The organism is Methanobrevibacter sp. (assembly GCF_045603845.1).
Lineage (GTDB): Archaea > Methanobacteriota > Methanobacteria > Methanobacteriales > Methanobacteriaceae > Methanocatella.
Map to the genome: position 1 here is coordinate 1 of NZ_JAZUMY010000101.1, position 17,219 is coordinate 17,219.

A 17,219-nucleotide genomic window follows, 5' to 3' on the forward strand; every position below is an offset into this window, starting at 1 on the left:
ATTTATTTTATTAATTTACTTTAGTTTTGACTTAATTTTTATTATTTTTAATTTTTAAATTTCTTGAAATGACCTTAATAGATAATAAACTTTAATAACTTTTAAGGTCATAATAGTATTTAGGTGAAGCTGATGGATAACAATATAACCTGCATTAGATTGAAAAAATTAAGGAAACTTCATAATTTTACACAAAAACAATTGGCAGATTATTTGGAGATTGATCAAAGTAATTTTTCCAAAATAGAAAATGGAAAAAGAACCTTGAACTTAACGCTGGCAAATAAGATATGTAATCTCTATGCCTGTTCTCATGAATACCTGTTGGGAATAAGTGATGATTATGATGTTGATAATGTTATTGTTGTAGAAAATAATTCTAATATGGATTTAAATGCTATTGCAAAGGTTAATGAAGTGATGATGCATTTAAATCTTTTAAATGATTTGGATAGTGGTGTTTATGATGGACAGATTGACACAAATTAAAGTTGTTGAATTGAGAAAGAAATGGGGCTTTGACTGTTACACTCCAATAAACTTGCTTCAAACAGCTATTGATAAAATTGATAATTTGACATTGATATGGATGCCTTTAAAGGAAAATTTCGGAGGTTGCTGTTATAAAAATGAGAATAACTCTTTAATTTTAATCAATTCTAATCATTCAAAAGGCAGACAGAATTTCACGATAGCTCATGAGATATATCATCTGTTGTATGATGGAAAAAATTTTGGAATGTGTGAGTTTAATAATAAGTCTGGGGATGAAAATCTTGCCAATGAGTTTGCTTCAGGACTGCTGATGCCTGAATATGCATTATATGATTTCATGAGCGTTAACAATATTGAAAAATGGTCAATTGAGGATATCATCCGGTGCGAACAATATTACCAGATAAGTCATAATGTATTTCTGGACAGATTAAAATCAGATAATTTGATAACTGATGAAGAATTTAGAGAATTTAAAATAGATATTGTTAAAAAAGCCACATTAATGGGTTATGATGTGGATTTATATATGAAATCTGATGAAAAGCACGAATTTTTTTCTTTGGGTAAAATAATTCCTCTGACTGAAAAGATATATTGTGATGAAAAGATATCTAAAGGAAAAAAGCGTGATATCTTATCTTCGGTTTTCCGTCACGACATTATTTATGGGTTATAGATTTTATGAAATCCTATAAAAAAAATAAAATATTTATTTATATTTGTTAAGAGTCCTTTTTTTAATATTTAGACTTCAAAATCTTCATTTTTTTCTTTTTTTAAATCAAATCCTTAATTTTATATACTTTTTTAATTATAAATATGTATGATGATATGGGGGTGATTTCTTGAAGTATAGTAGGATAATTATTTTGCTGGTGGTTGTTTTACTTGTTATTGTAGCTGCCAGTGCACTATTTACTGATCATTCTGTTTCAAAGCAAGATTCAACAATAAAGATTTTAAATAACAATACAATTTACACAAACGATTCTGTAATAGTCAAGTTAACTGATTTGAGCAACAATCCGATAGCCGGCGAGAATGTCGACATCGCCATATACGATAAAAACGGTACATTGGTGACCCGCCAAAGCGTCAAAACAGGCAGTGACGGTGTAGCTTCACTTAATTTAACTAATGTCTCTGAAGGTGAATACAGCGTAAACATTACTTTTGAGGGCAACAGTGAGTTCAATGCTTCCAGCCTAACCCGTAATCTGAATGTCATTGATTTATATGTCGATGAGGCCGTTGAGGAGGAAGTGGCATATGACGAGGGCTATGAGGATTATGATTACTATTACTATGATTACTATGGCGGAAGTACCAGTACCTCTGATGCTCAGCAGAGTTCCGATGCCCCGGCTGAAGAGACCGGATGAAATCTTTAAATTTATTAATATCAAACAACAAAAATATAGATATTATTTACTGATGTAGGAGTCATAATTTTATGTCAATTGAAAAAGATGCAGAAAAGATAATAGAAGAATTTTCAAAGACTTTGGAAAATATTCCGGATTCTGAAGAAACCTGGTATATTACTGATAACTTAAACTTAACTCGTGAAGACGTGCCTCATGAGAAAAACCCTGAAAAAATCTTAAGAAATGCACATATTGACAAGGACGGCAATCTTAAGGTTAAGAAGGCTGATTGGATTTAGATATAATTAAAGGTGAGTAATATGAGAATGAATTTGGTTCTTGAACTTTTGGATGTTCCTGGTCAGCTGGTTTCCGTACTGGAACCGATCAGCGGTCTTGGTGCTAATTTGGTTACTGTAATCCATAAGAGAGATGCTAAAAATGAAAACGGTAAAATTCCGGTTCAGCTTACTTTGGAAGGCGAACAGGACAGTCTCAATCGTGTAATTCAGAGATTTGATGATTTGAATATTTCCATAATTGAAAAGGACGGTGTCATCAATAAGGAATTGGTCAGCACTATTTTAATCGGCCATATCGTCGACAGGGATGTAAGGGACACTACCGATAGGATTAATGCATTGGACGGCGTTTATGTGGTCGGATTCGATATCAAACTTGACGGCGAGAAGAAATCAACTGCATTAATCAATCTTGAAGTGGCTTATGGAAAGAAACAGTTTGCATTTGATGAGATTGAAAAAATCTGTGAAGATAAAGAATTAGTTATGATTAATGAGGTTTAGGGATTATTATGAATGAATGTAGAATTATTATAATGGGATTCGGATCAGTAGGTCAGGGATTTGCCCAAGCTATCGCATTAAAAAAGGCTATGATAAAAGATAAGTGTGGCGTACAATTGAAAGTTGTAGCTGCTGCTGATTCATCTTCCTCTGCTATTAATCAGGACGGTTTAGATGAAATGCTGCTTATTCACAGCAAAAACAGTGAAGGTAACTTAACTGCTTATCCAAACGACGGTACTAACATTTCAGGCCTTGACGTTCTGGATGCTGTTGAATATGATTTGCTGATGGAAGCAACTCCTACCAATATTTCAACTGCTGAACCTGCATTGTCATTGACATTAAAGGCATTTGATCAGGGAAAAGATGTTGTAACATCCAATAAAGGACATTTGGCTCTTAAATTCAAGGAAGTGACTGAAACAGCTAAAGACAAAGGTGTTGAATTTAAGTATGAAGCCAGTGTTGGCGGAGCAATGCCGATTATTAACTTTACTCGTGAGACACTTGCGTCCTGCGGCATCAAATCAATTGTAGGTATTTTAAACGGTACTACAAACTACATCCTGTCAAGGATGGCGTCTGAAGGTTCTCCTTATGACATTACATTGAAGGAATCTCAGGAGTTGGGTATTGCCGAAACTGACCCGACCCAGGATGTTGAAGGTATTGATGCGGCCTGTAAAACTGTAATTCTTGCAAATTCACTTTTGGGAATTGATGCTACATATGATGATGTTATTGTTGAAGGTATTTCCAACATCACTTCAGAGGCAATCGAGCTTGCCCGCAAAGACGGTTATTTAATCAAATTAATAGCTGAAGTGTCACCGGAAACCTTAAAAGTATCTCCACGTCTTGTCAAAAAAGGAAGCTCCTATGATGTTGGAGGTACCCTGAACATGGCTACAATCAAGACAGACCTGGCCGGAGACGTTACTGTAATGGGACTTGGTGCAGGTTCTCTTGAAACCGCATCTGCGATGTTGACTGACGTAATTAGTATTTTAAAAACTAAATACTAATTTTTTTATTCTTTTTTTGGACTAGATAATATGAAATATGTAATTTTTATCCCGGATGGGTCAAGCGACCTTCCGATTGACGAACTAGACGGTAAAACTCCACTTCAAGCAGCAAAAACACCAAACATTGATAAATTGGCCAAAAACGGATTTGGCGGATTTACAAACAATGTTCCTGACGGATACACTCCGGGCTCTGACGTTGCAAATATGAGCATTTTCGGATACAATCCTGCCGATTTCTACACTGGAAGGGGACCTCTTGAAGCCGGAAGCGTAGGCATTGAAACAACGCCGACCGACGTGATTTTCAGATGCAACACAATAACCGAAAAGGATGACACGATGCACAACTTCAATGCAGACCACATTACCTCCGAAGAGGCTGCCGTTCTGATGGATGCATTAAATGATTATTTCAATGAAAAATATGAAAACTTCAGGGGCAAGTTCTATTCTGGTATAAGCTACAGGCATTTATTTGTATACTCATGTGACAGTGATGAGGATGCCGAGCTTCTGGCAAATCTCGACATGGTGCCACCACATGACATTGCAGGTGAAAACCTAAGTGAATACACATCATGGGATGACGAGCTGGCAGTTAAGATGAGAGACATCATGTATGAAACCCAGGAAGTACTTAAAGACCATGAAATCAATCAGAAAAGAATTGCTGAAGGAAAATGTCCTGCAAACATGGTATGGCTATGGGGACAGGGCCTGACTCCGGCCTTACCTGACTTTAAGGAAACCTACGGACTTACAGGTGCCGTAATTACCGGTGTCGACTTGCTTAAGGGAATAGGAATATTTGCCAATCTCGATGTGATTGAAGTTCCTGGAGCCACAGGATTTTTCGACACTGACTATAAGGCAAAAGGGGAATATGGAATCGAAGCCTTAAAGACTCATGATGTATTATTTATTCACATTGAAGCACCTGATGAGGCCGGACACGCTCAGCTGATAGATGAAAAGGTAAAGGCAATCGAGAGAATTGACGAGTTCATCGTCGGCCCGATTATAGAAAGCCTTGAAGGCACTGAGTTTAAGGCGGCAATATTGCCTGACCATCCGACACCAATATCTATCGGAACCCATACCCGTGACGATGTTCCTTTAGTTGTCTATGCATCAGACAAGACTGGTGATGAGTGCACATCATTTGATGAGCAGGGCGTAAAAACCGGCTCAATCGAAAAGCAGGACGGATATAAATTAATGTCAAGATTAATCAATGAATTTTAGGGAGAGTAGTTAATATGAAAGTATTATTGTTAAACGGAAGTCCCCACAAAAACGGATGCACATACACGGCATTGTCCGAAGTGGCTAAGATATTAAATGAAAATGACATTGAAACCGAAATATTCTGGATCGGAACAAAACCTCAGATGAGCTGTATTGCATGCTATAAATGCAGGGAAATTGGAGAATGTGCATTTGACAATGATAAAGTAAACGAGTTTGTCAAAAAGGCATATGATGCTGACGGATTCATATTCGGTTCACCTGTGCATTATGCGGCAGCAACCGGAGGAATCACAACATTTCTCGGAAGGGCATTCTACTCCAATTCACAGTCAACAGGAGGCGAAGCCTTCAGGTTCAAGCCTGCAGCAAGTATCGTGTCTGCAAGAAGAGGGGGAAATACTGCAACCTATGACCAGTTAAATAAGTTCATGGGAATCAGCCAGATGCCGATTATCACTTCATACTACTGGAACATGGTTCACGGAAACACTCCCGAAGAGGTTCTCCAGGATGAAGAGGGACTATGCACAATGAGACAGCTTGCAAGAAACATGGCATACTTCCTCAAATGTATCGAAGCAGGTAAGGAAAAAGGTCTCGAACATGAGGTTGAACCGAAAGTAGCCACAAACTTCATAAGATAAAAAATGAATCTTTTCAAGACTCCTGAAGGTTATCTGTTTTCAAACAGGGCTCTGTTCTACCTGTTTTTACCATTGCTTATAGAACAGGCTTTGGAATTTTTTGTAGGACTGGCAGACTCCATAATGGTTGCATCTCTGGGTGAAGCGGCCATAAGCGGAGTTTCCCTAGTCGATTTTTTAATGCAGCTGCTTATTTTTTCTTTTTCGGCTCTGGCAACGGGTGGTGCTGTAATTGCCGGACAATATTTAGGTGACAATAGGATTGATGAAGCCCGTAACGCTTCCAATCAGTTAGTATGGTTTTCAGCTATTTCATCAACTGTTTTTATGCTGATAGTTCTTTTTGCAAGATCATTGCTTATTGGAGTGCTGTTCGGCCAGATTGAAGCCGACGTGTGGACCAATGCAGACATATATCTGTTGATAGTTGCAGTTTCAATCCCCTTCATTGCAATATATAATGCGGGAGCGGCAATCTTTAGAACGACAAACAACGCATCACTTCCAATGAAAATAATGCTTGTCTGTGATGTGCTGAATGTTTTGGGAAATGCATTCTGTATCTACTATTTGGGCTGGGGAGTTGAAGGTGTAGCCATTCCAACGGTCATCTCACGTTTTCTCTCGGCAATAGTGATTTTGTATTTTGTTCTGGATGAAAGCTACATTCTCCACATAAAAAGAACCCTTAAACATAAATTCGACTGGCTGATACTTAAAAACGTTCTGAATGTGGGAATCCCATATGGAATAGAAAACGGACTCTTCCAGCTCGGACGTATACTGGTTTTAAGTCTTGTTTCAACATTCGGGACAATGGCAATAGCTGCAAACTCAGTAGGCTATGCAATAGGAATATTTTCCGTGCTGCCGGGTTTTGCAATCAATCTGGGATTTACAGCAGTAATTTCAAGATGTGTCGGGGCAAACGACTATGAGCAGGTAAGATACTACAATAAAAAGATAATATTGATTGTATTTCTGTCACATCTGCTGATTAACATCGCAATCTTTGCTTTATTACCGTTAATTCTGGAGATATATCAGCTCTCCCCGCAGACTGCTGCAATGACAACTGAAATGGTAATATGGCACGGCATATTTGCAATAATCATCTGGCCTATATCATTCACGCTGCCTGCAATGTTTAGGGGAGCGGGGGATTCAAAATCAGTGATGTACATAAGCCTTGCAGTAATGTTTACATGCAGAATCGGATTATCATACATCATAGCGGACTGGATGGGTGTTGGAGTATTTGGAACATGGATAGCAATGTTCATTGACTGGTACGTAAGGGCAGGACTCTATGTTTACAGGTACTTTTCGGATAAATGGACGCAATATAGGGCAGTCTAGAAAGCATAATTAATTAGATAGAAATTTGATAATATTAATAAGTGATTAAAATGGTACTGTTTAGAGGAGACATCAAGTGCAAAAGCCTGCAGAGAAGAACATCAATAAGTGTGATACTGCCTGCAGACAATCTGCATTTTTTAAATGACACTGAAGAAATTGTTGAAAAGCCTTACAGGACATTATATCTGCTCCATGGCCTTTATGGAAGTGATGACATTTTCCTTGCAAACACCTCAATACAGAAATTTGCAGAAGACCATGGAATAGCTGTAGTAATACCCTGCGGAGAAAACAGCTTTTATCTGGATGATTATAATTCACACAGGCTTTTTGGAGAATATGTCGGTCAGGAACTGCTGGATATAACAAGAAACATTTTCCCATTATCAGATAAACGGGAAGATACGTTCATTGCAGGATTTTCAATGGGAGGATACGGTGCCATCAGAAACGGATTGAAATATTGCCAGAACTTCTCTAAAATAGGAATGATTTCCGCAGCACTGATAACTGATGACATTGTCAATTATGGAGATAATTCCAATGTGTTGTATTCCGGAAAGTTTTACGAGTCAGTTTTCGGCAATCTGGATGAGGTTAAGGGTTCTGATAAGGATCCAAAACATCTGATTGAAAATTGCCCAGATATTCCTGAAATATATATGGCCTGTGGAATAGATGACTTTCTGTTTGAAAAGAATGCTGATTTTTACAGGTTTCTGAATTCTAATAATGTTGATGCTACTTTTGTCGGCGATGAAGGCGAGCATACATGGGAATTCTGTGATAAATATATTAAAGAATTTGTTAAAACTTTGTAAAATTAGTCATCAATGTTTTTTGTGAAGTAAAACTTCACATTCCAGCAAAAACATTGATTAAATCATCACCAATGAATTTTTTGATTAAAAATTCAGGGAGGTAATTCTCCTTATATTTTATTATTATTTTTCAATTATTTAAAAATTATTATTTTTGATAATTGGGAGTTATATTCATTCTATTAATCTTTTAAAGTATATATATTTCAAAAAGTAAAATTTCTAAAGAAAAAAAGAAGTAAGATTAAAAATCTCACTTAAAATTTCAATCCGTCGACAGCTCTGATAAGTTCCATCATGTGCATGTCTTTCACGCTTTGGTTTGCAAAGCTGTATTCCTCGAAGTAGAATGCAGGGATTCCGTTGTTGTTTAAAGGTTCGGTTAAAAATGGTCCGCTGGTTGTTGATTCCGGCGTGTAATAGCTGATGTTTTCGCATTTGCTTGCAACGTCAACTGCACATTTCTCACCGGATCCTCCCAGAATCGGGCTGAAAACAAATGTCTGGTATGGATATGCGCCTACGTTTGAGTGCACATCGACTGCTGCCTTATAGCTGCCGTTAGCAATTTCAGGATATACATATTTGTATGCCAGATTCTGTCCGTTCTGCCTTCCCTGGCTGTTGTCTGATGCTCCGTCACCATAATAACCCACATCTTCGGTCACATTAATTATATAAATGTCATAGCAGTAGTTCAGGTCATTAACTGTTGGCAATAGTTTCACTAAAGTTTCATGGGTTTCGTGCTCAAGAGGATGAACTCCAACCACATAAGCTATTTTTTCACCGCTTGGATTTCCGACGTTTCTTATTACCTCAACGGAACCGGGATCGTCAGTTGAGTTTGCAATTACTTCACGTGAAATGGCTGAAGCCTCAGGGGCCTGTCCGGCATTTTCTGTATTCAACAGTTTGCTTTCATTTAAGGCAACTATTCCAACGCCCAATATAATAATCAATATTGCAATTATAATATAATTCCTTTTAGACATGTTATCTCCTAAAAAAATAAGAAAAAATAAGATAATTAAATCTTAGTTTATAATTTCAATCCGTCAACTGCGTAGATGAGTTGCAACATGTGTGCGTCTTTTACGGCCTGGCTTGCAAAGCTGTATTCCTCAAGGTAGAATGCAGGAACTCCATGGTTGTTCAATGGAATTGTCAGGTATGGTCCGCTTGTGGTGTGACCTAACTGGTAGTAGACTATATTTGCACAGCTTTTTGCAACTGTTCTTCCGTACTGTTCACCTAATCCTCCGGTAACAGGGCTGAATACGAATGTTCTGTATGGGTATGCGCCGACATTGGAGTGAATATCAATAGCTAACTTGTATCCTCCGTTAACGATTTGAGGATATACGTAATTGTATGCAAGATTTTGTCCGTTTTGTCTTCCAGGACTGTTGTCTCCTGCTCCGTCTCCGTAATAACCGACGTTTTCAACTACATTGATTACATAAATGTCATAGCAGTAATTGAATCCAGGAATTGTAGGCAAGATTTTTACAAGGGTGTCGTGGGTTTCATGTTCCAGTGGGTGAACTCCAACAACATAAGCTATTTTCTTGGATTGCGGATTACCGATATTTCTTATGACGCTGACTGAACCCGGACCGATGTTTATCCTGTTTGAAACAAGGTTTCCGTCATAGTCTGCGGTAATTGTGTATGCTCCGTTTTTCAGGAAGTTCAATGGGCATTTTGCCATTCCCTGGGAATCGGTTTTCACTTTAAATATTTGACCGTTGATGTTGAAGTTAACGATGGTTCCGACATCAGGGTTTCCAACGTCATTAAGCAATTTCACGTCATAGGTATTTTTACGTGAATAACAGAAGTATGAACTTTCTTCTGTCATTTTAGGCAATACTTTGACTCTGGCGGATTGTGTTAATGTGCTGATTGGATTTTCAGCAGTTAAGATATAATCTCCAGGTGACAGGTTTATGTTCAATTTCACAATTCCGTTGCTGTCACTTTTACGTGTGTAGAAAACTCCGTTGATGTTGAAGCTTACGTCTGCATTCTTTAAAGGGTTTCCCTGATTGTCCAGTACTCTAGCTGTTGCATATGATGCGTTTTTAAAGTATTTGGTTAGGTCACTGCAGAATAGGTTTGAAAGAACCGTAACTTTATTTGATGCTTTCAGGCCATTGTCCTCACGTTCAATAGTCAGAACATAGTTTGCAGGGTTTAGGTTAATGTTTAGCTTGGCAGTACCGTTTTCATTCGTTGTACGATTGTAGAATACTCCGTTGATGTTGATTTTTATGCTAACATTAGCCTCAGGATTTCCCTGATTGTCCAGGATTGTCGTATAGAATTGAGATTCGTTTTTATAGTATTTTGTCAAATCGCTTGATAAAATAGTTGTAAGTACTTTAACGGTATTTTTAATGGTTGAATTGTCATAACAGTTTTTACTTGTTATCTGATAAACTCCTGGGTTTAAATTAATGTTCAACTTTGCAGTACCGTTGTTGATTACTCTCTTGTAGGTGTTTCCATTGATTGTAAAGTCAACGGAACCTTCCGTCAGGGGAGTGCTGTTTTCATCATATACATTAACTTCGAATTGCGAATCGTTTTTGTAGTATTTTGTAAGGTCATTTGCTGTTATTGTGGGATTCGCATTATCGTTTTGCGCAGTCTGGATATCGGATGTCGCATTATCCAGTTCATATGCGCTAACAAGGTTAATGCTTAAAAACACAATGAAAATGCACATTAAAATAATTCTCTTTTTCATAGAGTTTCCTCCAGTTTTATTTTAATAATACTATTTATTATAATTCAAATTATATATATATTAAAAAAACAAAAATTATAATATTAAAATTTAATTATGGAGAGGATTTTTCTGACAAAATACATTATAATTACAGGAGGAGTAGTAAGTTCCATAGGTAAAGGAATTACTTCAGCCTCTATGGGTAGGATTTTAAGATCTTATGGCTTAAAAGTATCAGCTATTAAAATTGACCCTTATTTAAACTGGGATTCCGGAACACTCAATCCTTATCAGCATGGAGAAGTTTTTGTTACAAGTGATGGTATGGAAACCGATTTGGATTTAGGTCATTATGAAAGATTTTTGGACGTCGAGCTTGAAGGCTTCGCCAACATTACCACAGGTAAAGTTTATGAATCCGTCATAAAAAAAGAAAGGGAAGGAGGATACTTGGGAGAATGCGTACAGGTCATTCCTCACATCACTAACCGTATCAAGGAGATGATTAGGGAAACTTCCGAGAAAAAGGATTATGATGTTGTTCTAATTGAGCTTGGAGGTACCGTCGGGGACATCGAAAGCCAGCCGTTTCTGGAAGCATTGAGACAGCTGCGTAATGAGGAAGGCTCCGCAAATGTCATGTTTGTTCACGTTACTTTCATACCTTACCTTAATGCCGCAGGCGAATTCAAGACCAAACCTACACAGCATTCCACAAAGGAACTGAGAAGTATGGGTATCAATCCTGATGTTATTGTCTGCAGATCACAGGAACACATCGACGATGCTCTTTTGGCTAAGGTTGCTCATTTCTGTGACGTGGATGTCAATGCGGTTGTAAATACTCCGGATGCAGGTTCAATCTATGAAGTGCCTCTCGTCCTTGAAGAAAATGACATAGGTAAATTAATCGTCAACAGAATCGGTTTGGACATCACTCCTGATTCCTCAAAACTTGACGACTGGGCAAAGATTGTCGAATCCCTCAAGATTAAGGATCCTAGCGTAACCATAGGTATTGTCGGAAAATACGTTGAGCTTGAAGATGCATATATCAGTATCAGAGAATCCCTCCAGCATGCAGCGGCAAGCATAGGCGTCAAGGCAAACATCGAATATTTGAGTTCAGACGTTGAGGAACTTGATAAGGACATTATGGAAAGATTTGACGGTATTTTAATTCCTGGAGGATTCGGAGAACGTGGATTCGAAGGAAAATTGGATGCTGTCGATTATGCAATTGAAAATAACGTTCCTCTCTTTGGTATCTGCCTTGGTATGCAGTCTATGGTCACCCAGTTCGCAAGACGCAACGGATATCCTGATGCCAACAGTTCAGAGTTCGATGATAATCTTGCTCATCCTGTAATCGACATGATGGAGGAACAGAAAAAAATCAAGAATATGGGCGGAACCATGCGTTTAGGCTCTTACGATTGTAAAATCATTGAAGGTACCAAAACTCATGAGGCTTATGGTGAAATCGATATCGAAGAGCGCCACAGGCACAGATACGAGTTCAACAATGATTACAGGCAGGATCTTGAAGATAAAGGCCTTATCATTTCAGGTACTAGTCCGGATGATTTCCTTGTTGAAATCGTTGAAATTCCTAACCATCCTTGGGCTATCGGATGTCAGTTCCATCCTGAATTCAAGTCCAGACCTAACAGGCCACATCCATTATTTAAATCATTTTTAGAAGCTATTTATGAGCATTCTAAAAATTAATTTTTTTACTTTTTCATACAATATAACCTCCTCGTACAATATAACCGGTTCAATTTCTAACTAATTAATATACTCCTTTTCCAGAAATTTTAAACCATGATTATAGACAATATTTATTTAATACAAATTCTGGTAACAATTGTTTTCTGTGTTGTTTTCTGCATTTATGATATCAAAACCGGTGTCGTGCCCAACAGGCTGAACAATCTTTTGCTCGCTTTCGGTTTTTCATCAAATCTGATTCTGACAATCATTACAGGTAACGTTAAATTTATTTTCTTCTCAATTATTTCATGGTCTATAACATATACTATCACTTTGCTGTTATGGCAATTGAATGTATGGGGTGGTGGTGATGTAAAGCTGTTCTCATCCATCTCTTCAGTTATACCATTTGGTGTAAATATTCCGTTTTTGGACATTTCGCCTGTGCTCTCATTCTATCCCTTTTCATTTACGGTAATGGTAAACAGCATTCTGGTATCCTTCCCGTTTTTAATGGTGTTGTTTATTCATCTGATAATCAAGAATGGTGCTTTCGATGAAAACATTGAAGTGTTCAAGGGATTTTTCAATTATAAAAGCCTGAAAATGCTGATGGAATCAAGCTTCAACAAGCACATCAGCATTTCAGATTTAAAGGAGGGAATGATGGTTAACAATTTCTACTTTGACAATGAACAGGTCAGGGAGCTGATTGAAAGCAACAGGGACACTAACTTGAAAGTTTTCAGAAGTGACGATTCGCTTTCAAAATACTATTTCAAGACTGTAACTGCAGGAGGCATTACAAAAAAGGATATGTACCTGCTGAAAATTATGAATGCTCAAAGAATTATATCAAACAAAATCTCCGTTAAGATGGGATTTCCTTTTGTCCCGTCTATCCTTTTAGGCTTGGTTCTCGCAGTTTTTTATGGGGATCTCTCAATGATAATTCTAAAAAATATAATTTTTGTGATTTAAATGATGATTGACGATAAAGGACAAATTTCATTGGAATATCTGCTGATATTTGCGGTTTCATTAATCCTTTTAATAGCTTTCACTCTTCCGTTGTCGCAGATGGCTATTGAAAGGACAGGTGATGTTTCGAATGCACTTAACGTTAAAGGCGAACTTTCAAAACTGTCAGGTGCAATAAGTCAGGTTTATGCAGAAGGCCAGGGTTCAAGGCAGACCGTTTATCTGGATGTTAACAAGCCTGTTTATGTTAAGATAACCAATTCATACATTTCCGCTTCTGTTAAAATGAGCGACGGTAAGTCAAAGACCCTGACATTGAATCATAATTCAAATTTCGCATCGGGCGGAATCAGTCTTGACAAGGGTGAAAATAAAATTATTGTTGAATGGCCTATTGGTGAAGAGAAAATGACCTTGTATAAAAAATATTAAATACAAACTTATTTAAATGGTAATTGGTTAAATAATTAATCATACTTATTTAAATGAGGGATTTAATGGATATTATTGTTACTATTATTTATATAGTCTTGTTTATTATACTGATGGTATTCGTTTTTTCAATAGGAATGCTAAGACCATTCATGCCTAAAAAGGAAATGGCCTTAGTATTGGTTGTTGCTTTTTTTATAGGTGCTTTGGGAGGCGCATTTTTCCTAAGCCCGATTTATTCGGACATGCCTGAAATCACGAGTTCCATCGATAAGATGATGCCCGGAAATGAGGAAACCTTATATCTGGATCTTTCATCATCAACAGATATTAATAAACTGAAAAGCGACTTGTCACAGATTGACGGTTTTAAGTCTTTTGAAGAAACTGGAATCACGATACCTCTGTGGAAATTCTCGGATTCGGAGTATGAATATTTCAATTATGCTGTAGGTAATGTGGATTCACATTTCACAAACTATACAGTAAACAAAACCGATGGAAGCATTTATATTGCATTGGATAATTATTCTTCATCAGAAGCTTTAAAATCATTTGCTGACTGGTATAAGCTGGTTTTCGACGGACCTATTTCATATGCTCAAATCCATGCCAAAATAGTCATATCCTCATCAGCGCTGGATCAGGTCGAAGAGTCCCTGCTTGCAAAGGGAATTGTGGCTTCATCAATTGACGGTTCTGTTCAGACTGGTTTAAACAACACAAATTCATCAATGCTGTCCAACAACGAGTTCATCCTGGTCTGCGGTGGCGTTGGTCTTGTGGTCGGAATTTTAGGTCTTTTCTTCGATTCATTTGTTGTCGGAAAAAGAAGATTTGACAGATTCCTTAGAACTAAAAAGAAAAGATAGCTATGAAAGTTGCAGTTTTATTTTCCGGTGGTAAGGACAGCACAATGGCTGTTTACAATGCATTAGAGAGCGGCGAGGATGTAAAGTATCTGCTGGCAATGAAGTCTGCCAATGATGAGTCTTACATGTTCCATGTTCCCAACATCCACCTCACTGATTTGCTTGCAGAAGCGATGAATATTCCAATCATGAGCATCGAAACTGATGGAATTAAGGAAGCCGAACTTGAAGATTTGAAAAGAGGTTTTCAAAAACTGAAAACTTTGGGCATTGAAGCTATCTATACCGGTGCACTTTACTCAGTTTATCAAAAATCAAGAATTGAAAAATTGGGTGAAGAATGCGGTTTGAAAATAATTTCTCCGTACTGGCATGTCAATGAGCTTGATTATATGCAAAAAATCGTATCACTTGGTTTTGAGGTCATAATCAGCGGAGTTGCGGCTTATGGCCTTGATGAAAAATGGCTTGGCCGTGTAATAGATGACAAATGCATAGACGATTTGCTTAAATTAAACGAAAAAGTAGGTTTAAACATCGCTTTTGAAGGCGGTGAGGCTGAAACTCTTGTAATTGACGGACCCATTTTCAATAAACGGGTAAATATATTGCAGGCAAAAAAGCAGTGGCATGTCGACAGCGGATTATATGTAATTGAAAAAGCGGTTTTAGAAGAAAAATGATCAGATTTCATATTCTTCTAAAAATTCATTTATTTGTTTTAAATAGGAATCCAAATCACTTTCATTAATTAGTAATTTATTTGAAAGAGAAATAACATCACCAATTCCAAAGTCCAGTTCCCTCTGGTCTCTTGATACGAATGTTTCATAGTCAGTTGTGTCATCTTCCCTTTGTCTTGATTTTATTCTTTCAAAGCGTATATCTGGATTTGCAAAAACTGAGAGTATGATAAAGTCTTCAAAGCTTTCCTTAAAGAGATTAACCTCATATGGGCTTCTGATACCTTCGACAATGATTGATGAGGCAAATCCTTCTTTTCTAATTTCTTTAATTTTTTCAACTGTCAGTTCGGCGACAATGTACTGGCCATGTTCCTTTCTTAAGTTTTGAGCAGTTTCCTTTGTTGATTCGCCACGTTTTTTGGCTTCTTCACGTATGATGTCTCCCATACTCACAATCATAGCTCCCTTTTCGGCAGCAATTTCAGAAACAAAGCTTTTTCCAGAACCAGGCAGTCCTGATATTCCCATTACTCTCATTTTATATCCTCTTTAATTTTAAATAAATCCAATGATTCCTTCAGATTGGTTTCATTGTCAAATTCTTCAATCATTTCTCTTAAAAGGCTTTCATCCTGTGATTTCAAATCACGGGCTATTTTTGTCATAAATGGTATTGCACGCACTACGTTATCCACAATGGACACATCAGACATTTTTGATGTTCGTGACAGCGGATTCAAATCAATCGTGATTATGTTTTTTCCGCTTCTGGATAATATTTCCGCCCTGTCTCCATCTTCAAGAGGCACCAATACTGTATCAGCACTGTATATTCCGCTTTTGCTTGCGGATGCTCTAGGATTTTTGATTTCATTGATGTATTCTATTTCATCGTCATTGCTTCCAAGGATTTCCGGATATCCGTGATCCGCATACAATTTGGCGATTTTGTCAACCCTTTCATCGGTTCTGTAAAATAGGTTGATTTCGATTTTGGCATCTATTTCCCTGGCAAATTCGATGATTTCCTCTATGGCCAGTGCAGTTGTATTTCCGTTGACGGATATCACAGGGTTTTTTGATAGAATCATCAGTGCAACGGTCACATACATTGCCCTTTTGGCCGGAAGGGTGGTTTTTTCACCAAGCAGATAGTCAAATGCCTCTCCTCTTCCATGAGCAATCATGGCTGAATCCGCCAGATAACCTTCTTTTGATGCTTTAACGATTTTATCTCTTAATACTAAAGATTCATAACGTGGATGAGCTTTTGATAACATAGATTTCCTCTTTATTTTAACTCGATATTCATTTGTGCCAGATAACCAAGTAATGTGGTTATTATCAGCATTATAATTATCATATAAGTAAGATGGAGCGGGTAATTCAGGACCAATGCGTTTTGATTGTTTGGAATAATGAAGAAAAGCAAATCGCATATAATGTCTACGATGATAAATAGGATTCCCACTTTTATTCCTTCAATAACCTCATTCTCATTAATGTTTCTAATATAAAGGATTCCGAAAAATCCCGCTACAATAATGATGCTTATGGGAACTATTATATTAATATACACTATATTTTCAATCATTACAGGCTGGAATATGCTTGAAATTATATATGTTAGAATCCAGATTAAAACCCCGTAGATTATTCCCAGTTTAAGTTCCATAAGTTTACCCCATTATATTATTAGTTCAAAAATTAATATATAGTTTTCTCAATAATTTAAAAATTTCTTATTGGGGTCATTAAATAAAAATAGTATGGTTTTATGGGATATTAGGTAGGTAATGGGCATTACCCACCTAATCACTTGTTTGACAAGCTTTTTTTAGAGAAATGAATTTTAAAGTTTGGCTGTTTTAATCTACATCTCTAGCTACTATGCGTAGCCAAATAATACTTTGTATCTTTTAATATATAAACTTGATTAAATTTTATAAAAATTCAATTATACTTTATTAACAATTTTTATAACTGAGCGATTATATATTAAATAAATGATG

General features: G+C 37.0%; 20 protein-coding genes. 15 read left to right on the top strand and 5 right to left on the bottom strand.

The annotated features are described in order from the left end of the window. Positions 1–132: 132 nt before the first annotated feature. From ACKI2W_RS09785 to ACKI2W_RS09830, 10 genes are all read left to right on the top strand, one after another. Positions 133–489, top strand: coding sequence for a helix-turn-helix domain-containing protein (locus ACKI2W_RS09785; RefSeq protein ID WP_407381635.1), 357 nt, complete (start codon positions 133–135; stop codon positions 487–489). Continuing rightward, positions 467–1,174 (top strand): ImmA/IrrE family metallo-endopeptidase, encoded by a 708-nt coding sequence (locus ACKI2W_RS09790; RefSeq protein ID WP_407381637.1) that lies wholly within the window; start codon positions 467–469, stop codon positions 1,172–1,174. The genes ACKI2W_RS09785 and ACKI2W_RS09790 overlap by 23 nt, the downstream gene beginning before the upstream one ends. Positions 1,175–1,343: 169 nt before the next feature. After that, positions 1,344–1,880 (top strand): Ig-like domain-containing protein, encoded by a 537-nt coding sequence (locus ACKI2W_RS09795; RefSeq protein ID WP_407381639.1) that lies wholly within the window; start codon positions 1,344–1,346, stop codon positions 1,878–1,880. Between the two features lie 71 nt (positions 1,881–1,951). After that, entirely contained in the window at positions 1,952–2,164 is a 213-nt protein-coding gene (gene gatC, locus ACKI2W_RS09800) for an Asp-tRNA(Asn) amidotransferase subunit GatC (protein WP_292795405.1), read from the top strand. Between the two features lie 21 nt (positions 2,165–2,185). After that, entirely contained in the window at positions 2,186–2,671 is a 486-nt protein-coding gene (locus ACKI2W_RS09805) for an amino acid-binding protein (protein WP_407381641.1), read from the top strand. An 8-nt stretch (positions 2,672–2,679) separates the two neighbouring features. After that, positions 2,680–3,699, top strand: coding sequence for a homoserine dehydrogenase (locus ACKI2W_RS09810; protein ID WP_407381643.1), 1,020 nt, complete (start codon positions 2,680–2,682; stop codon positions 3,697–3,699). 30 nt (positions 3,700–3,729) lie between these two features. Next, positions 3,730–4,950, top strand: a complete 1,221-nt coding sequence (locus tag ACKI2W_RS09815) for a cofactor-independent phosphoglycerate mutase (protein WP_407381645.1) — start codon at positions 3,730–3,732, stop codon at positions 4,948–4,950. Between the two features lie 14 nt (positions 4,951–4,964). After that, a complete protein-coding gene (locus tag ACKI2W_RS09820; RefSeq protein ID WP_407381647.1) occupies positions 4,965–5,600 on the top strand; it encodes a flavodoxin family protein in 636 nt (211 codons plus the stop codon). A 3-nt stretch (positions 5,601–5,603) separates the two neighbouring features. Continuing rightward, the gene (locus tag ACKI2W_RS09825; protein WP_407381649.1) at positions 5,604–6,959 is read left to right on the top strand and encodes an MATE family efflux transporter; all 1,356 of its coding nucleotides are present in this window, start codon (positions 5,604–5,606) and stop codon (positions 6,957–6,959) included. Between the two features lie 50 nt (positions 6,960–7,009). After that, positions 7,010–7,783, top strand: coding sequence for an alpha/beta hydrolase (locus tag ACKI2W_RS09830; RefSeq protein WP_407381651.1), 774 nt, complete (start codon positions 7,010–7,012; stop codon positions 7,781–7,783). 257 nt (positions 7,784–8,040) lie between these two features. Here the strand turns inward: ACKI2W_RS09830 and ACKI2W_RS09835 are convergent, their stop codons facing one another. Further along, the gene (locus ACKI2W_RS09835; RefSeq protein WP_407381653.1) at positions 8,041–8,778 is read right to left on the bottom strand and encodes a hypothetical protein; all 738 of its coding nucleotides are present in this window, start codon (positions 8,776–8,778) and stop codon (positions 8,041–8,043) included. 47 nt (positions 8,779–8,825) lie between these two features. Then, on the bottom strand, positions 8,826–10,538 hold the full coding sequence (locus ACKI2W_RS09840) for a hypothetical protein (protein ID WP_407381655.1): 1,713 nt from the start codon (positions 10,536–10,538) through the stop codon (positions 8,826–8,828). Between the two features lie 96 nt (positions 10,539–10,634). On the opposite strand from ACKI2W_RS09840, the gene ACKI2W_RS09845 reads away from it, so the two are divergent. The 5 genes from ACKI2W_RS09845 to ACKI2W_RS09865 all read left to right on the top strand — a co-directional run bounded on the left by ACKI2W_RS09845 (position 10,635) and on the right by ACKI2W_RS09865 (position 15,204). Then, on the top strand, positions 10,635–12,251 hold the full coding sequence (locus tag ACKI2W_RS09845) for a CTP synthase (protein ID WP_407381657.1): 1,617 nt from the start codon (positions 10,635–10,637) through the stop codon (positions 12,249–12,251). A gap of 96 nt (positions 12,252–12,347) precedes the next feature. Next, the gene (locus tag ACKI2W_RS09850) at positions 12,348–13,217 is read left to right on the top strand and encodes a prepilin peptidase (RefSeq protein ID WP_407381659.1); all 870 of its coding nucleotides are present in this window, start codon (positions 12,348–12,350) and stop codon (positions 13,215–13,217) included. Beyond that, positions 13,218–13,649, top strand: a complete 432-nt coding sequence (locus ACKI2W_RS09855) for a class III signal peptide-containing protein (RefSeq protein WP_407381661.1) — start codon at positions 13,218–13,220, stop codon at positions 13,647–13,649. Positions 13,650–13,714: 65 nt separating this feature from the next. Then, the gene (locus ACKI2W_RS09860) at positions 13,715–14,521 is read left to right on the top strand and encodes a hypothetical protein (RefSeq protein WP_407381663.1); all 807 of its coding nucleotides are present in this window, start codon (positions 13,715–13,717) and stop codon (positions 14,519–14,521) included. Positions 14,522–14,523: 2 nt separating this feature from the next. After that, on the top strand, positions 14,524–15,204 hold the full coding sequence (locus ACKI2W_RS09865) for a TIGR00289 family protein (protein WP_407381665.1): 681 nt from the start codon (positions 14,524–14,526) through the stop codon (positions 15,202–15,204). Here ACKI2W_RS09865 and ACKI2W_RS09870 read toward each other — a convergent pair whose 3' ends face one another. Genes ACKI2W_RS09870 through ACKI2W_RS09880 form a run of 3 tightly spaced genes read right to left on the bottom strand, consistent with a single transcriptional unit; the run spans position 15,205 to position 16,882 of the window. Next, a complete protein-coding gene (locus ACKI2W_RS09870; RefSeq protein WP_407381667.1) occupies positions 15,205–15,744 on the bottom strand; it encodes an AAA family ATPase in 540 nt (179 codons plus the stop codon). After that, positions 15,741–16,487, bottom strand: coding sequence for a phosphopantothenate/pantothenate synthetase (locus ACKI2W_RS09875; RefSeq protein WP_407381669.1), 747 nt, complete (start codon positions 16,485–16,487; stop codon positions 15,741–15,743). The genes ACKI2W_RS09870 and ACKI2W_RS09875 overlap by 4 nt, the downstream gene beginning before the upstream one ends. An 11-nt stretch (positions 16,488–16,498) precedes the next feature. Further along, a complete protein-coding gene (locus tag ACKI2W_RS09880) occupies positions 16,499–16,882 on the bottom strand; it encodes a hypothetical protein (RefSeq protein WP_407381671.1) in 384 nt (127 codons plus the stop codon). Positions 16,883–17,219 lie beyond the last annotated feature (337 nt).

Bases quoted from the DNA above. Each gene is read 5' to 3' on its own strand.
- ACKI2W_RS09785 (WP_407381635.1), top strand. From the start codon at position 133: ATGGATAACAATATAACCTGCATTAGATTGAAAAAATTAAGGAAACTT.
- ACKI2W_RS09790 (WP_407381637.1), top strand. From the start codon at position 467: ATGGACAGATTGACACAAATTAAAGTTGTTGAATTGAGAAAGAAATGG.
- gatC (WP_292795405.1), top strand. From the start codon at position 1,952: ATGTCAATTGAAAAAGATGCAGAAAAGATAATAGAAGAATTTTCAAAG.
- ACKI2W_RS09805 (WP_407381641.1), top strand. From the start codon at position 2,186: ATGAGAATGAATTTGGTTCTTGAACTTTTGGATGTTCCTGGTCAGCTG.
- ACKI2W_RS09810 (WP_407381643.1), top strand. From the start codon at position 2,680: ATGAATGAATGTAGAATTATTATAATGGGATTCGGATCAGTAGGTCAG.
- ACKI2W_RS09815 (WP_407381645.1), top strand. From the start codon at position 3,730: ATGAAATATGTAATTTTTATCCCGGATGGGTCAAGCGACCTTCCGATT.
- ACKI2W_RS09820 (WP_407381647.1), top strand. From the start codon at position 4,965: ATGAAAGTATTATTGTTAAACGGAAGTCCCCACAAAAACGGATGCACA.
- ACKI2W_RS09825 (WP_407381649.1), top strand. From the start codon at position 5,604: ATGAATCTTTTCAAGACTCCTGAAGGTTATCTGTTTTCAAACAGGGCT.
- ACKI2W_RS09830 (WP_407381651.1), top strand. From the start codon at position 7,010: ATGGTACTGTTTAGAGGAGACATCAAGTGCAAAAGCCTGCAGAGAAGA.
- ACKI2W_RS09835 (WP_407381653.1), bottom strand. From the start codon at position 8,778: ATGTCTAAAAGGAATTATATTATAATTGCAATATTGATTATTATATTG.
- ACKI2W_RS09840 (WP_407381655.1), bottom strand. From the start codon at position 10,538: ATGAAAAAGAGAATTATTTTAATGTGCATTTTCATTGTGTTTTTAAGC.
- ACKI2W_RS09845 (WP_407381657.1), top strand. From the start codon at position 10,635: ATGGAGAGGATTTTTCTGACAAAATACATTATAATTACAGGAGGAGTA.
- ACKI2W_RS09850 (WP_407381659.1), top strand. From the start codon at position 12,348: ATGATTATAGACAATATTTATTTAATACAAATTCTGGTAACAATTGTT.
- ACKI2W_RS09855 (WP_407381661.1), top strand. From the start codon at position 13,218: ATGATGATTGACGATAAAGGACAAATTTCATTGGAATATCTGCTGATA.
- ACKI2W_RS09860 (WP_407381663.1), top strand. From the start codon at position 13,715: ATGGATATTATTGTTACTATTATTTATATAGTCTTGTTTATTATACTG.
- ACKI2W_RS09865 (WP_407381665.1), top strand. From the start codon at position 14,524: ATGAAAGTTGCAGTTTTATTTTCCGGTGGTAAGGACAGCACAATGGCT.
- ACKI2W_RS09870 (WP_407381667.1), bottom strand. From the start codon at position 15,744: ATGAGAGTAATGGGAATATCAGGACTGCCTGGTTCTGGAAAAAGCTTT.
- ACKI2W_RS09875 (WP_407381669.1), bottom strand. From the start codon at position 16,487: ATGTTATCAAAAGCTCATCCACGTTATGAATCTTTAGTATTAAGAGAT.
- ACKI2W_RS09880 (WP_407381671.1), bottom strand. From the start codon at position 16,882: ATGGAACTTAAACTGGGAATAATCTACGGGGTTTTAATCTGGATTCTA.